This window comes from Methylobacterium sp. (assembly GCF_019750675.1).
Classification (GTDB): Bacteria; Pseudomonadota; Alphaproteobacteria; order Rhizobiales; family Beijerinckiaceae; genus Methylobacterium.
Map to the genome: position 1 here is coordinate 1 of NZ_JAIEOF010000083.1, position 14,957 is coordinate 14,957.

Annotated in this window: 13 protein-coding genes; 4 read left to right on the forward strand and 9 right to left on the reverse strand. The window is 72.9% G+C overall.

Annotated elements, in window-relative coordinates; all coding sequences use genetic code 11:
• Positions 1–1,755 (forward strand): alpha/beta hydrolase domain-containing protein (locus K2X24_RS04150; RefSeq protein ID WP_292494942.1); only part of this gene is annotated, 1,755 nt, incomplete at its 5' end.
• Between the two features lie 7 nt (positions 1,756–1,762).
• On the opposite strand, the gene K2X24_RS04155 is transcribed toward K2X24_RS04150, so the two are convergent.
• Complete coding sequence (locus K2X24_RS04155; protein WP_292494944.1) at positions 1,763–2,173, reverse strand: hypothetical protein; 411 nt, start codon at positions 2,171–2,173, stop codon at positions 1,763–1,765.
• Between the two features lie 224 nt (positions 2,174–2,397).
• On the opposite strand from K2X24_RS04155, the gene uraH reads away from it, so the two are divergent.
• The 3 genes from uraH (at position 2,398) to K2X24_RS04170 (ending at position 3,854) form a co-directional block, all read left to right on the forward strand.
• The gene (gene uraH / locus K2X24_RS04160) at positions 2,398–3,219 is read left to right on the forward strand and encodes a hydroxyisourate hydrolase (protein WP_292494946.1); all 822 of its coding nucleotides are present in this window, start codon (positions 2,398–2,400) and stop codon (positions 3,217–3,219) included.
• 107 nt (positions 3,220–3,326) lie between these two features.
• A complete protein-coding gene (locus K2X24_RS04165) occupies positions 3,327–3,548 on the forward strand; it encodes a hypothetical protein (protein ID WP_292494948.1) in 222 nt (73 codons plus the stop codon).
• Positions 3,549–3,590: 42 nt separating this feature from the next.
• The gene (locus K2X24_RS04170) at positions 3,591–3,854 is read left to right on the forward strand and encodes a hypothetical protein (RefSeq protein WP_292494950.1); all 264 of its coding nucleotides are present in this window, start codon (positions 3,591–3,593) and stop codon (positions 3,852–3,854) included.
• Between the two features lie 88 nt (positions 3,855–3,942).
• Here the strand turns inward: K2X24_RS04170 and xdhC are convergent, their stop codons facing one another.
• From xdhC to K2X24_RS04210, 8 genes are read right to left on the reverse strand one after another with little or no spacing between them, the layout of a single operon-like run.
• Positions 3,943–4,788 (reverse strand): xanthine dehydrogenase accessory protein XdhC, encoded by an 846-nt coding sequence (gene xdhC, locus K2X24_RS04175; protein ID WP_292494952.1) that lies wholly within the window; start codon positions 4,786–4,788, stop codon positions 3,943–3,945.
• The gene (gene xdhB / locus K2X24_RS04180; protein ID WP_292494954.1) at positions 4,785–7,145 is read right to left on the reverse strand and encodes a xanthine dehydrogenase molybdopterin binding subunit; all 2,361 of its coding nucleotides are present in this window, start codon (positions 7,143–7,145) and stop codon (positions 4,785–4,787) included. The genes xdhC and xdhB overlap by 4 nt, the downstream gene beginning before the upstream one ends.
• A complete protein-coding gene (gene xdhA, locus K2X24_RS04185; protein ID WP_292494956.1) occupies positions 7,138–8,634 on the reverse strand; it encodes a xanthine dehydrogenase small subunit in 1,497 nt (498 codons plus the stop codon). Before xdhA ends, xdhB begins: the two co-directional genes overlap by 8 nt.
• Before the next feature lie 59 nt (positions 8,635–8,693).
• The gene (locus K2X24_RS04190; protein ID WP_292494958.1) at positions 8,694–9,770 is read right to left on the reverse strand and encodes a BMP family ABC transporter substrate-binding protein; all 1,077 of its coding nucleotides are present in this window, start codon (positions 9,768–9,770) and stop codon (positions 8,694–8,696) included.
• A gap of 33 nt (positions 9,771–9,803) precedes the next feature.
• Positions 9,804–10,730 (reverse strand): ABC transporter permease, encoded by a 927-nt coding sequence (locus tag K2X24_RS04195; RefSeq protein ID WP_292494960.1) that lies wholly within the window; start codon positions 10,728–10,730, stop codon positions 9,804–9,806.
• Complete coding sequence (locus K2X24_RS04200; protein ID WP_292494962.1) at positions 10,727–11,803, reverse strand: ABC transporter permease; 1,077 nt, start codon at positions 11,801–11,803, stop codon at positions 10,727–10,729. The genes K2X24_RS04195 and K2X24_RS04200 overlap by 4 nt, the downstream gene beginning before the upstream one ends.
• The gene (locus tag K2X24_RS04205) at positions 11,793–13,394 is read right to left on the reverse strand and encodes an ABC transporter ATP-binding protein (protein ID WP_292494964.1); all 1,602 of its coding nucleotides are present in this window, start codon (positions 13,392–13,394) and stop codon (positions 11,793–11,795) included. The genes K2X24_RS04200 and K2X24_RS04205 overlap by 11 nt, the downstream gene beginning before the upstream one ends.
• 1 nt (position 13,395) lies before the next feature.
• Positions 13,396–14,769, reverse strand: a complete 1,374-nt coding sequence (locus K2X24_RS04210; protein ID WP_292494966.1) for an 8-oxoguanine deaminase — start codon at positions 14,767–14,769, stop codon at positions 13,396–13,398.
• Between the last annotated feature and the right edge of the window lie 188 nt (positions 14,770–14,957).

The following is a 14,957-nucleotide window of genomic DNA, read 5'->3' on the forward strand; positions in this document are numbered from 1 at the left end:
ATCGCGCTCGCGCCCCGCAACGCCGCCGGCCGCGTGGAATACCGCACCGACGTCTTCCTGCTGCGGCCGAAGGACCCCGCCCGGGCCAGCGGCACGCTGCTCTACGAGGTCGTCAATCGGGGCCGCAAGTTCCTGTTCAACTGGGTCCTCGACGCGCCCGCGCAGGCCGCCCAGGCGGTGAACGATCCGAAAAGCGCCGGGGATGCGGGCACCGCCCTCGTCCTGCGCCGGGGCGACACCGTGGTCTGGTCGGGCTGGGAGGCGGAGGCCCTGCGCCAGCAGGGCGGCATGGCCATCGACGTGCCGGTGGCGACGCGGAACGGGGCGCCCATCGTCGAGACCGTGCGCGACGAACTCGTGAGCGCCACCCGGGGGCCGCCCGAGGCGCCGTTCTTCCTCACCTTCAAGGCCCAGACCACCGACAAGGCGGGGGCAAGGCTCACGGTGCGCCGCCGGGAGGCCGACACCCCCCGCACCGTTCCGGACGGCGCCTGGACCTTCGCGGGGCCGGGGGAACTGCGCCTCCTGCCGGCCAGCGTGAAGCCGGAGCCCGGCACGCTCTACACGCTCACCTACCCGGCGGCGAACCCGAAGGTGCTCGGCATCGGCTTTGCCGCCACCCGCGACGTGGTGGCGGCCCTGCGGGGGCCGGCCTCCGCCGGCAACCCGGCGGGCGGGGCGATCCGCCACGCGGTGGCCCTGGGCATCTCCCAGAGCGGGCGCTTCCTGCGCGACTTCGTCCACCAGGGCTTCAACCAGGACGAGGCGGGGGCCCGCGTCTTCGACGGGATGCTGCTGCACATCTCCGGCATCGGCGGCGTCTACCTCAACGCCCGCTTCGGCCAACCCTCGCGCACCAACACCCAGCACGAGGACCACCTCTACCCCGAGAACGCCTTCCCGTTCTCGGCCGCCGCCCAGCACGACCCCGTCACGGGCCGGACCGGCGCGCTCCTGCGCGGGGACGGGTTCGACCCGCTGCTGATGGAGGTCAACACCAGCACGGAATACTGGCAGAAGGGCGCCTCCCTCCTGACCACCGACCCCCTCGGCCGGGCCGACGTGGCGCTGCCCGAGACCGCCCGGGCCTACCTCGTCGCCGGCGGTTTCCATTACGGGCGCGCCGGCCTGACCTCGACGCGGGGGCCGTGCCTCCACCCGCGCAACGTCCTCAGTCCGGCCCCGGCCCTGCGCGCGCTCCTCGTCGCCCTGGAGGACTGGGTCGCGCACGGCACCGCGCCGCCGCCGAGCCGCGTGCCGCGCCTGGCGGACGGGACGCTGGTGCCGGCCGCCGAGATGAGCTTTCCCTACATGCCGGGCCTGCGCCTGCCCGACGCACCCAACGCCGTGGTGCGCTTCTCGAACGCACGCGACCCGCGCCCGGAGAGCGGCCCGCAGTACCGGCCCCTGGTGCCGCAGGTCGACGGCGACGGAAACGAGGTCGCGGGCATCCGCCTGCCGGACGTCGCCGCCCCGCGCGCGACCCTGACGGGCTGGAACCTCTACGCGGAGCCCTTCCCGGCGGGCGAGCTCTGCGACCGGGAGGGCAGCCGGCTGCCCCTGGCCGAGACCCGGGCCGAGCGCGAGGCGAAGGGCGACCCGCGCCCGTCCCTGGGGGAGCGCTACCCGGCCAGGGGCGACCACGCGGCGGCCGTCGCGCGCGCGGCGGACGGGCTCGTGGCCGAGCGCCTGCTCCTGCGGGAGGATGCCGAGCGCCTCGTGGCGGCGGCCCGCGCTGCCGAGGAGCGGCCCTGACCCGGGATCACGGCTCGCGCGGCGGGGCGTCCTTGTGCAGTTCGTCCCTGCGCAGGTCGTCGTAGAGGCGCTGAACCTCCTGGATCGTGGCGTGGCCGCGGCTCCAGTTCGTCTCGCGGACGTTGGTCTCGGTGAAGGCGCTATGCGAGGTGCCGCCGAAGCCGTTGAACACGGTGACGACCCCGTCGGCGTGGTAGTCGATCCGGTAGGAGGGGCTGAGCCCCTTCGCGCCCCCCTTGGTGCTCCCCTTGGGCCCCGCCTTGCCCGTGACGCCGATGCGCACCAGGGCGTCGCCGTGCCGCTTCTGGCAAAAGCGCATGTTGCCGAGCAGCCGGCGCAGATACGCCTCGGGCTCGGCGAGTTCGCCCGCGACCTGGATCAGCGTGGCGTCGGGCGGGAGATGCGTCTTGCGGATCATGGCGCCTTCAGCGGATTTCGCGGACGCCGCCGGTTTGCGATGGAAACCCGCGACGGCGCAAGCAGCGAAGCCCCGGGAGCGAACGCGTCGACCGACGGGGCGGTATCGCGGGCAAGACCACATTTCGGCGCCCCTGGCGAGCCGGGCCGGCCCCGAAATGGCCCGTTGCCTGCAAAGCGTCTCACCGAGGCCGTTCCGCTCCGGCCCGTGTCGAGGATTGCCCCATGCCGAGTCTCGACGACCTGAACCGGGCCGCCCGCGGCGATTGCGTCGCCGCCCTCGGCGCGGTGTTCCCGCACGCGTCCTGGGTCGCCGAGGCGGCCGCCGCGCAGCGGCCCTTCGCCACCGGGGAGGACCTGCTCGCCGCCCTGCGGGGGGCGGTGGAGACCGCCCCGGAGGCCGAGCGCCACGCCCTCCTGACCAACCACCCCGAACGCGCCGGCCTCGACCGGCTGTCCGAGGCGGAACACGCCCGCTTCGTGGCCCTGGACGCGGCCTACACGGACAGGTTCGGGTTTCCGTTCATCGTCTGCGTCCCGCGCCACGGCCGCGCCTCGCTGCTGCGCGCCTGCGCGGCCCGCCTCGCCTCCGACCCGGAGACCGAGCGCGCCACCGCGCAGGACGAGATCTTCCGCATCGCCGCGATCCGCCTCTGCGCTCTGGTCGAGGGGGCCGGGATGCCCCGCACCACGGGACGGATCTCGACCCACGTCCTCGACACCGTCACGGGGCGGCCGGCGCCGGGGGTGCGGGTGGAACTCCACGAATGGGTCTCGGACACCGAGACCGTCCTGATCGCCCGGGCGCAGACCAACGCGGACGGACGCACGGATGCGCCCCTGATCGGTGGCCGCCCGGTGCCGATCGCGCCCTACGACTTGCGGTTCCGGATCGGCGACCATTTCCGGACCACGGATCCGGGGCTGCCCGAGCCGCCCTTCCTCGACATCGTGAGCCTGCGCTTCGGCGTCGCCGATCCGGAGGGGCACTACCACGTGCCCCTGGTGGCGAGCCCGTGGAGCTACCAGACCTATCGGGGAAGCTGAGGGGCGCGCCCGCTCAAAGCCGTGTATTTCCAGGCTGATCCGGCACGTTCTTTGCTCGCGGATTGAGCGACGATCTGGGCATCCGGCCCGGGAAAGGACAGGATTCGATGGATCGGTTTCCGGCCAGCCGCCGCGCGGGGCGCGCCCTCGCCGCCGCCCTTCTCACGGCCGGGCTGTTCGCCCTCACGCCGGCCCCCAGGGCCCAGGGCAGCCTGATCGCGCCCGCCGGCCAGCCGCGCGTCACCGCCCCGGGCGGCCTGCGCGGACGCGCGGCCCTGCGGCACAAGCACAAGGCCCGCCACCGGACGATCCGCCGCCATCGCGGCTGATCCCAGCCCTTCCGCCCCTCGCCATTCCAGGAGCCCCGACGCATGACCCGCCTGACGATTCTCCTCGCCCTGTCCCTCGGCGTCGCCGGCCCGGCCCTCGCGCAGAGCGTCGGGGCACCGGCCGGCATGGACGGCGCCACCGCGCCGGGCGGCACCGAGGGACGGGCCGGCGCCCGCAACGAGGCGGAAGCGATCCGCAGCGGCGACGCGATCCCGGTGCCCCCCTCGGCCGGCGGCATCCCGGCGGACGGCGTGCCGGTGCCCTCGCGCGATGCGCCTGCGCCCCCGCCACCGCCGCGCCGCTGACCCGACACGGACCGGACCGGACCGCGAGGAGGCTGCCCCACCGAAGTCCGCCCGCGCGGCCGACAGACGCCATTAACCGGAAGCCGGATCAGCCGGCGAAGACCCCGATCAGTTCGGCGGTCACCAGGGCGGCGATGATCGCGGGGCGCTTGTCCCGCAACTGGCGGTCCCCGATTTGGCGGCCTCCGATCGGGCAGACGAGGCGGTCCAGCGCCGCCTCGTCGAGGCCCATTTCCCGGAAGGCCGAGAGGAACGTCGCCCGTTTCGTGGCCGAGCCGATCAGGCCGAGATACGCGAAGGTGCCGCCCTCCAGCAGGGCGGCGCAGATCAGGCTGTCGAGGGCGTGGCTGTGCGTCAGCACCACGTGCGCGGCCCCCGGAGGCGCGGTCTCAGCCGCCGTCCTGGGCGAGCCGACGACGCGCGCGACGCGGGTGCCCGGAACCCGCGCGATCTCCTCGGGTCGGTCGTCGACAATCCGGGTGCGGAACGGCAGCGGGTCGAGGGCGCCCGCCAGGGCGCGCCCGACATGACCGGCGCCGTAGATCATCACCAGGGGCGCCCGCGCCGCGCTCTCGGCCTCCCGGGCGCGCAGGGCCGCGAGGGTGCCGGCATCGGCCCGGTGGATCGCCAGGGTCACGTGCCCGCCGCAGCACTGCCCGGTCTCGGGCCCGAGCGGCATGCGCAAGGTGGCCTCGGCCTCGCCCGCCGCCAGGAGTTCCCGGGCGCGGGCGATGCCGGCCCACTCGCAGGTGCCGCCCCCGATGGTGCCGGCGACCCGCTCGGGCATCACCAGCATGGCGGTGCCGGCCTCCCGCGGCGTCGAGCCCCGCGCCTCCGAGAGGGTGACGAGGGCGACCGGCGCGCCCGCCGCGAGGGCGGCGGCCAGCACGTCCGACAGCGCCTCCGACGGCACTTCGGCCGGATCGCGGCTCACGGCTGCGCGGATGGCGCGTGGTCCGCGAGCGCCCGCATCCGGTCGACGGCGTCGAGGACGCGCTCCGGGGTGGCCGGCGCATCGAGGCGAGGGCAGTGCCGGTGGCCGGCCACACTCGCCACCGCATCCGACAGCGCATGCAGGCCGGCGATGCCGAGCATCAGCGGCGGCTCGCCCACCGCCTTGGAGCGGTAGATCGTCTCCTCACGGTTCTCGTTCTCGTAGAGCGCCACGTTGAAGATGCGCGGGCGGTCGCCGCAGGCCGGGATCTTGTAGGTGGAGGGGGCGTGGGTGCGCAGGCGCCCCGCGCCGTCCCACCACAATTCCTCGGTGGTGAGCCAGCCGAGCCCCTGGATGAAGCCGCCCTCGATCTGGCCCCGGTCCACGGCCGGGTTCAGGGAACGGCCGCAATCGTGCAGGATGTCGGCCCGCTCGATGCGGTACTCGCCAGTGAGCGTGTCCAAAGCCGCCTGCACGCAGGCCGCGCCGTAGGCGAAATAGTAGAACGGATGGCCCCGGCCCGCGTCCCGGTCCCAGTGGATGGTGGGCGTCTTGTAGAAGCCCGTGGCGGAGAGCTGGATGCGGGCGAGGTAGGCCTTGTGGATCAGTTCGCCCCAGGCGATCTCCTGGTTCCCCACGCGCGCCCGGTTGGGCAGGAACAGCACCGTCTCGGGCGCGACACTCCAGGCCTCCGCCGCGAAGGCGACGAGGCGGCCCTTCAGGGTTTGCGCCGCGGCGCGGGCCGCCATGCCGTTGAGATCGGCCCCCGACGAGGCGGCGGTGGCGGAGGTGTTGGGCACCTTGCCCGTCGTGGTCGCGGTGATGCGGACGCGATCCGCGTCGATCTGGAATTCCTCGGCCACCACCTGCGCCACCTTGACGTAGAGCCCCTGGCCCATCTCGGTGCCGCCATGGTTCAGGCCGACCGAGCCGTCGTTGTAGATGTGCACCAGGGCGCCGGCCTGGTTGTAGGCGGTGGAGGTGAAGGAGATGCCGAACTTCACCGGCGTCAACGCGATGCCGCGCTTGATCACCGGGCTGGCGTCGTTCGCCGCATGCAGGGCCGCGCGGCGCCCGGCGTAATCGCAATCCACTTCCAGTTTCGCCACCAAGTTCCGGATGCAATTGTCGGAAATGGTCTGGTGGTAGGGCGTGACGTTGTCGGACACGGTGCCGTAGAAGTTGCGCTTGCGCACCTCCAGCGGGTCGAGGCCGCAGGCATAGGCCACCTCCTCGATCACCCGCTCGGCCGCTACCATCCCCTGGGGCCCGCCGAAGCCCCGGAAGGCGGTGTTGGACTGGGTGTTGGTGCGGTAGGGCCGCGAGGTCAGGTGCACCGCCGGGTAATGGTAGCAATTGTCGGCGTGGAACAGGGCGCGGTCGGTGACCGGCCCCGACAGGTCGGCGGCCCAGCCGCAGCGGGCGGCAAGCTGCATGTCGACCGCGAGGATCTTTCCGTCCGCGTCGTGGCCAACGAGGTAGTCCACCTCGAAGTCGTGGCGCTTGCCGGTGATGACCATGTCGTCGTCCCGGTCGGGCCGGATCTTGGCGGCGCGGCCGGTCTTCTTGGCGACCAGGGCGGCCACGCAGGCGAACAGGTTCGACTGGCTCTCCTTGCCGCCGAAGCCGCCGCCCATCCGGCGCACCTCGGCCGTCACCGCCGAATTCACCGTGCCGAGCACCTTGGCCACCAGCGCCTGGGCCTCGGAGGGGTGCTGCGTCGAGGTGTGGACCGTGACCTCGTCGTCCTCCCCCGGGATCGCCAGCGCGATCTGGCCCTCGAGGTAGAAGTGCTCCTGGCCGCCGATGGCCATGCGGCCGCGCACGATGCCGGGCGCCTCGGCCAGCACCGCGTCGGAATCGCCGCGCTTCAGGGTCATGGGGGGCCAGACGAGCGTCCCGTCCGCCCGTGCTTGCCCGTAGGTGAGGACGGGGGCCAGGTCCTCGTACACGACGACGGCGAGGCGCGCCGCGCGCCGCGCCGCATCGCGGGTCAGGGCCGCCACGGCGAAGATCGGCTGGCCGAGATAGGACACCGTGTCCTCGGCCAGCATCGGCTCGTCGCCCCGGTGCGAGGAGGAGATCTCGTTGACGCCCGGAACGTCGGCGGCGGTGAACACCGCAACCACGCCCTCGGTGCTTCGTACGGGGCCGAGATCCACCGAGACGAGGCGGGCATGGGCTCGCTCGCTCAAGCCCAGGCAGACGTGGAGGAGGCCGGCCGGCTCGGCCGCGTCGTCGATGTAGACCGCCGAGCCGCCGACGTGGCGGGCCGCGCTGTCGTGGATGCGCGACGTGTGGGCGCCGCCGGCGATCCGGTCTTCCGGCTTCGGGGCAGGGGGCGTGTGGTCAAGCATGGGCCGGCGCTCCGATCGCTGCGAGCCGGGTCTCGGGCGCCCCTGGCCCGGCCTCGTGGATCAGGCGCTCCAGGAGGTTGCCGGCGACCTTGAGGCGATAGGCCGCCGAGGCCCGCATGTCGGAGAGCGGGCTGAAGTCCTGGGCGAGCGCCGCCTTGAAGGCCGGGACAGAGGCGGCATCGAGGGGCTGGCCCATCAGCGCGGCCTCTCCCTGCGCGGCGCGCTTCGGCGTGCCGGCCATGCCCCCGTAGGCGATGCGCGCCTCCCGTATGCGACCGGCGTCGAGGGTCAGCCGAAAGGCGCCGAGCACGGCGGAGATGTCCTCGTCGAAGCGCTTCGAGACCTTGTAGACCGCCAGCAGTGCCCCCGCCGGCAAGGGTGGGACCGTGACCCCCGTGACGATCTCGTCGGCGGCGCGGTCCTGCCGGCCGTAGGCCACGAAGAAATCCTCCAGGGGCAGATCGCGGGTGCCGGTCCGGCTGGCGAGGTGGAGCGTGGCGCCGAGCGCGATCAGGGCGGGTGCGGCGTCGCCGATGGGCGAGCCGTTGGCGATGTTGCCGCCGAGCGTCCCGGCATTGCGGGTCTGGGCGGCGCCGTGGCGCCGGAACAGCTCGCCGAGGTCGGGGTGGAGTTTGGCGAGCGCCGCACCGGCCGCCGCCAGGGTCACGCCCGCGCCGATATGGAGGCCCTGCGGCGTTTCCGCGATCGCGGCGAGGTCGCGGACCCGCCCGAGCCAGATCACCGGGTCGAGGGCGCGCAGGCCCTTGGTCACCCAGAGGGCGACGTCGGTGGCCCCGGCCACGATCGTCGCCCCCGGATGCTCGGCCACGAGTTCGATCAGGGCGCCGGTGGTGGCGGGCGCCAGGAAGCGGCCCTTCGGCCCGGAGACCGCGACGGTCTCGTCGTCGCGCAAGGCCAGGAGCCGGGCGAGGGTGTCGTCGTGGGCGGCATCGAAGGCATCCGCTTCCGGTGTGGCCAGCGCCCGCTCGGCGGCGCGCACGATGGGGGCGTAGCCGGTGCAGCGGCAGAGATTGCCGGCGAGCGCGTCGTCGATGGGGTTCGCCGAGGTCCAGACATCGCCGGTCGCGGCGGGAAGATCCTTCGTCATCGCGAACAGCGACATCACGAAGCCCGGCGTGCAGAAGCCGCATTGCGAGCCGTGCTCCTCCACCATCAGGCGCTGGACCGGGTGCAGGCTCCCGTCGGCGCCGCGCAGGTGCTCCACGGTGAGGATCTGGCAGCCGTCGAGCTGCCCCAGGAAGGTGATGCAGGCGTCCACCGTGCGGTAGCGCAGGCGCTCGGCGCCGGGGGCCCCCTCGGGGCGCACCACGACCACCGTGCAGGCTCCGCAATCCCCCTCGTTGCAGCCCTCCTTGGTGCCGATCAGCCGCTCGGACCCGCGCAGCCAGTCGAGCACCGTCAGGGTCGGGTCGCAGGCCTCGATGGTGCGCGCCTCGTGGCCGAGGAGGAAGCGGATGGCGTGTCTCATGCGGCCTCTCATGCTGGAACGCGGCCCCCTCTCCCAAAGGGGGAGGGGTCTCGATCCGCCTATTGGGGCAGCTTGTCGTCGATGCCCTTCACGTACCAGTTCATGCCCAGGATCATCGGGTCGGGGGCGGTCTCGCCCGCCTTCACGGCCTCGGTGCCGTCCTGCTTGAAGACCGGGCCGCGGAACGGGTGGAGCGTGCCGTCCGCGATCGCCTTCTTGCTGGCCTCGGCCTTGGCCTTCACGTCGTCGGGCATGTTGGCGAAGGGCGCCAGCACGACCATGCCGTCCTTGATGCCGCCCCAGGTGTCGTGGCTCTTCCAGGTGCCGTCGAGGACGGCCTTGGCCTCCTGGATGACGTAGCCGTCCCAGTCGTCGACGATGGAGGTGAGCTGGGCCTTGGGGGCGAAGCGCATCTGGTCGGAGGATTGTCCGAAGGCGAGCTTGCCCTGCTTCTCCGCCTCCTGCAACGGCGCGGCCGAATCGGTGTGCTGCGACAGGATGTCGGCGCCCTGCGCGAGCAGCGCCTTGGCGGCCTCCGCTTCCTTGCCGGGGTCGAACCAGGTGTTCACCCAGACGATCTTGAGCTTGATGTTGGGGTTCACCGACTGGGCGCCCAGCATGAAGGCGTTGATGCCGCTCACCACCTCGGGGATGGGGAACGAGGCGATGTAGCCGAGGGTGCCGGTCTTCGAGAGCCGGCCGGCGATCTCGCCGCAGATGTAGCGGCCCTCGTAGAACCGGGCCGAGTAGGTCGCGACGTTGGCCGCGCGCTTGTAGCCCGTGGCGTGCTCGAACTTCAGCTTGGGGAACTTCTTGGCGACCTTCAGGGTCGGCTCCATGAAGCCGAACGAGGTGGTGAAGATCAGGCCGTGGCCGGAGCGGGCGAGGCTCTCGATGGAGCGCTCGCTATCGGCCTCGGGCACGTTCTCGAGGAAGCTGGTCTCGACCCGGTCGCCGAGGGCCGCGGCCAGCGCCTTGCGGCTCTGGTCGTGCTGGTACGAGTAGCCGTAATCGGCCACCGGGCCGACATAGACGAAGCCGACCTTCAGCTTCTCGCTCGCCTTCTTCTCCTGGGCCTGCGCGCCGCCGATCCCGAGGGCGAGAACGGCCACCAGGGCTCCCTGCACAATCCGCATCGTTCCGATGTCCTTCAAGAGTGACGCAACGCTTCAGCGGTGCGGGGTGAAGTCCCGGCCGAGGGCCGCCGGGGCGAGGGAGCCGCCCTGGCGCCGGCCGAGGGAGAGCAAGACCAGGGCCAGGATGGTGGCCAGATACGGCAGGGCGGAGAGCGCCTGGCCCGGCAGGCCGAGGCCGGCGGCCTGGGCGTGGAGCTGGAGCACGGTGGCGCCGCCGAACAGCATGGCGCCGGCCAGCACCCGGAGCGGGCGCCAGGACGCGAAGACCACCAGCGCCAGGGCGATCCAGCCGCGCCCGGCCGTCATCGCGGGCGCCCAGAAGGGCGTGTAGGCCAGCGATAGGTAGGCCCCGGCGAGCCCCGCGCAGGCGCCCCCGAACAGCACGGCGCGGAAGCGCACCTTGCGGACCTTGAGCCCCAACGCGTGGGTGGCGGTGTGGTCGTCGCCGATGGCCCGCAGGGTCAGCCCGGCGCGGGTGCGCCAGAGGAACCACCACACCCCCGCCACCAGGGCGAAGGCGAAGTAGACGAAGCCGTCCTGCCCGAAGAGCAGCCGGCCGATGCCGGGCAGGTCGGTGAGACCGGGCACGTTCAGGTGCGGGGCCGGCGCGCGCTTCAGGCCCACATAGGCGGCGCCGACGAGCCCCGAGAGCCCGAGGCCCAGGATCGTCATGGCGAGGCCGGAGGCGACCTGGTTGGCGCTCAGGCCCACGGTGAGGATGCCGAACAGGGCCGCGAGGGCGAGGCCCGCCCCGGCGCCCGCCGCCGCGCCGGCCAGCGTCGAGCCGGTCTCCACCGCCACCGCGAAGCCGGTGGCCGCACCCAGCACCATCATGCCCTCGACGCCGAGGTTGAGCACGCCCGCGCGCTCGACCACGAGTTCGCCGAGGCTCGCGATCATCAGCGGGGTCGCGGCGGCGATGATGGTGACGAGCACCATGGAGAGGATGTCGAGGCTCACGCGGCGGCTCCCGGCACGAGGCGGACCCGGTAGCGCGACAGGGCATCGGCCCCGAGCACCAGGGCGAGCAGCAGGCCCTGGAAGGCCCGGGTGAGGTCGAGGGGCAGCTTCAGGTCGATCTGCGCGCCCTCGCCGCCGATGGTGGTGAGGGCGATGACGAGGGCCGCCACCAGGATCCCAACCGGCGAGAGCCGGCCCAGGAAGGCCACGATGATCGCGGTGAAGCCGTAGCCCGGCGAGATCGAGGGCTGGAGCTGGCCGATCTTGCCCGCCACCTCACTGATCCCGGCAAGACCCGCCGCGCCCCCGGAGACCGCGAAGACCGCCAGCGTCAGGCGGGCGTCGCTGAAGCCGGCGAAGCGCGCCGCCCGGGGGCTGGCGCCCACCACCCGCACGGTGAAGCCGAACAGGGTGCGGGCCAGCACCAGGGTGGCGACCACGATGGCGGCGAGCGCGATGGCGACGCCCGCATGCAGGGTGTCGCCCTCCATCAGGTAGGGCAGGCGGGCGGCGTCATCGAAGGTGACGCTCTGGGGGAAGTTGAAGCCCGCCGGATCGCGCAACGGGCCCCGCGCCATGTAGTCGAGGAGCAGTTCGGCGACGTAGACCAGCATCAGGCTGGTGAGGATCTCCGAGACCCCGAGGCGGACCTTCAGCAAGGCGGGAATCAGCGCGTAGAGCATGCCGGCGCACGCGCCGACGGCGAGCATCAGGGGCAGCACCCAGAGCGTGTTGCCGGTGGCGCCGTGGCTGGCGACGCCGATCCAGCCGCCGAACAAACCGCCGACCACGAACTGGCCCTCCGCGCCGATATTCCAGACGTTGGCGCGAAAGCAGAAGGCGAGGCCGGTAGCGATGAGGGCCAGCGGAGCCGCCTTCAGGGCCACCTCCTGGAGCGACCAGACTTCGCTCAAAGGGGCCACGAAGTAGGTGACGAAGGCGGCGGCCGGCGAGCGGCCCATGGCGGCCACCACGAAACCCCCGATCACCAGGGCGGCGAGGAAGGCGAGAACCGGCGCGAGGGCGTCCGTCAGGGCCGAGCGGTCGGCGCGCGGCGTCAGGTCAATGCGCATGGGCCGACTCCCGGGCGAGATTTTCCCGCGTCAGGTCCGGGGTGACCGCCACGGGTGGCGCCGCCCCGCCCATGAGCAGGCCCAGGGTCTCGCGGGTGGTGTCGGCCGCCGGCACGGCCGGCGACAGGGTGCCGTCGTGCAGCACGGCGATGCGCCCGGCGATCGCGAACAATTCGTCGAGGTCCTGGCTGATCACCAGGACGGCGGCGCCGCGTGCCGCCAGGTCGAGGAGGGCCTGCCGGATATGGGCGGCGGCGAGCGCGTCGACGCCCCAGGTCGGCTGGTTGACGACGAGGATGCCGGGCTCGGCCAGGATCTCGCGGCCCATCAGGTATTTCTGCAGGTTGCCCCCCGAGAGGGTGCCGGCGGCGGGGTCCGGCCCCGCCTTGCGCACGTCGAAGGCGTCGATCACGGCCCTCGCGAGGGCCTTCGCGGCGGCGCGGCGCAGGACGCCGAAGCGGCTCAGGCCCGCCGTGGCGTGGCGCGACAGGATGGCGTTGTCGGACAGGCTCAGGGCCGGGGCGGCGCCGTGGCCGTTGCGCTCCTCCGGCACGAAGGCGGCCCCGTTGCGGCGGCGCGCGGTGATGCCGAGGCGGCCCGAATCGACCCGGTCGAACCGCACCATCCCGGGCTCGGGCGCCAGGGCCTCGCCCGAGAGGGCGTCGAACAGCTCCGCCTGACCGTTGCCGGCGATGCCCGCGATGCCCACGATCTCGCCGCCGCGTACGCTGAGCGAGACGCCGTCGAGGGCGGTGCCGTGCAGGCCGGGGGCGGGGAGGGCGAGCCCGGACAGGACCAGGCGCTCGGGACCCGCCGGCACGCCGGAGGGCGGCTTCACCTCGCCGACCTGAACCCCCACCATCATGGCGGCGAGGGACCGGGCGGTCTCGGCGCGCGGGTCGCAGGCCCCCACCACCCGGCCGCCGCGCAGGATGGTGGCACGCGCGCAGAGCCGGCGCACCTCGTCGAGGCGGTGGGAGATGTAGAGGAGCGCCCGGCCCTCGTCGCGCAGGCGCTCCAGCACCGTGAACAGCAGTTCCGCCTCGCCCGGCGTCAGCACCGAGGTCGGCTCGTCGAGGATCACGAGCCTGGGGTCCTGCAGCAGGCAGCGGATGATCTCGATGCGCTGGCGCTCGCCCGCCGAGAGCGACCAGACCGGGCGGTCGGGGTCGAGATGCAGGCCATAGGCGGCGCCGACCGCGCCGATCCGCTCCTTCAGGGTCCGCCCGTTCAGCCCCTTGGGCATCACGAGCGCGATGTTCTCCGCCACCGTGAGGTTCTCGCAGAGCGAGAAGTGCTGGAACACCATGCCGATGCCGAGCGCCCGCGCGGCCTCCGGGTTGGCCAGGCGCACCACGTCGCCGCGATGGGTGACGACCCCCTCGGTGGGCTCGAGGAGCCCGTAGAGGATCTTCATCAGGGTCGACTTGCCGGCCCCGTTCTCGCCCAGCAGGGCGTGGATCTCGCCGGCCCGGATCTCGAGATCGACCCCGTCATTGGCCGTGAAATCGCCGAAGCGCTTGACGATGCCGTAGGCGCCGAACAGGGGCGTCGGCCCCTCCGTCCGGGCCGGGGGCGCGGCCGGCGTCATCCTAGAGCGTCCCGAACAGGGTGCGGGCGAGGCGGGTATGGGCCTCGCGCAGCTGGCCCGTCTCGACCCCGAGGGGCTGGCCGTCGACCACCCGCCAGGCCCCCGCCACCATCACCCGGTCCGCCCGGTGGGCGCCGCAGAGCACCAGGGCGGCGAGCGGATCGTGCGCGCCGGAGAAGCGCAGCTCGTCGAGGGTGAACAGCGCCAGGTCCGCCTCCCGGCCCTCCGCGATGCGGCCGATGTCGCTGCGCCCCAGGCAGGCGGCGGAGCCTTCGGTGGCCCAGCGCAGGGCGTCGAGATGGGTCACGGCCTCGGCGCCGTAGGTCAGGCGGTTGATCATCAGGGCGTGGCGCACGCCCTCCATCAGGTTCGAGTTGTCGTTGGAGGCCGAGCCGTCGACCCCGAGGCCGACGGGGCTGCCCGCCGCCTCCAATTCGCAGGTCCGGCACTGGCCGGAGGCCAGGGTCATGTTCGAGGTCGGGCAGTGGCACACGCCGACGCCGGCAGCCCCCAGGCGCGCCACCTCGGCATCGTTGAAGTGGATGCCGTGGGCGAGCCAAGTGCGCCGCCCCAGCCAGCCCACCTCCTCGAGGTAGTCCAGCGGGCGCTGGCCGAACATTTCGATGCAGTAGCGGTCCTCGTCCAGCGTCTCGCCGAGATGGGTGTGCAGGCGGCAATCGTGGACGTCCGCCAGGGCCGCGCTCTCGCGCATCAGCCGCTTCGTCACGTTGAAGGGCGAGCAGGGCGCAAGCCCGATCTGCACCATCGCGCCGGGCCTGGGGTCGTGGAACAAGCGCAGCACGCGCTCGCTGTCGGCCAGGATCGTGTCGTCGTCCTGGGTGAGGCATTCGGGGGGCAGGCCGCCGTCGCGCTCCGACAGACTCATGGAGCCGCGGGTGACGAAAGCGCGGATGCCCAGCGCGCGAGCCTCCTCCACCTGGATGTCGACGGAGGATTCGAGCCCTTTGGGAAAGAGATAGTGGTGATCGCCCGCCGTGGTGCAGCCGGAGAGCAGCAGTTCGGTGTAGGCGAGGCGCGTCGCCAGCCGGAACGCCTCGGGGGTGATCCGGTCCCAGACGGTGTAGAGCGCCTTCAGCCAGGGAAAGAGCGGCTTGTTGATCGCCACCGGATGGGCGCGGGTCAGCGTCTGGAAGAAGTGGTGGTGGGTGTTGACGAGGCCCGGGATGACCACGTGGCGCGCGGCCTCGAAGGTCTCGTCCACGGGGGCGGCGGGCGCGGCGCCCGCCCGCACCCGCTCGACGATGCGGGTGCCCTCGACGACGATGCCGCCGGCGGAATCCTCGGCCAGGATCGCCAGCGGGTTCCGGATCCAGAGACGTTTCGGCGCGCGGGTCTCGACCATGCTGTCCGTCATGCCCTCGCTCATTCCCTTATGCCTTGGGTCCGGACCGGCCATCGGGGCGTCCGTGGACCGTGCCGTCGGTCGCACCGTGAAGCGCGCGGCCGGAGTGCGATGCGGCCCCGGCGGCGCGGCGCTGGAGGCCGGCCCTGAGATCAGAAGACGTGGAAGGCGACGCCGGCCAGGAAGCTTTTCTCCTCGGT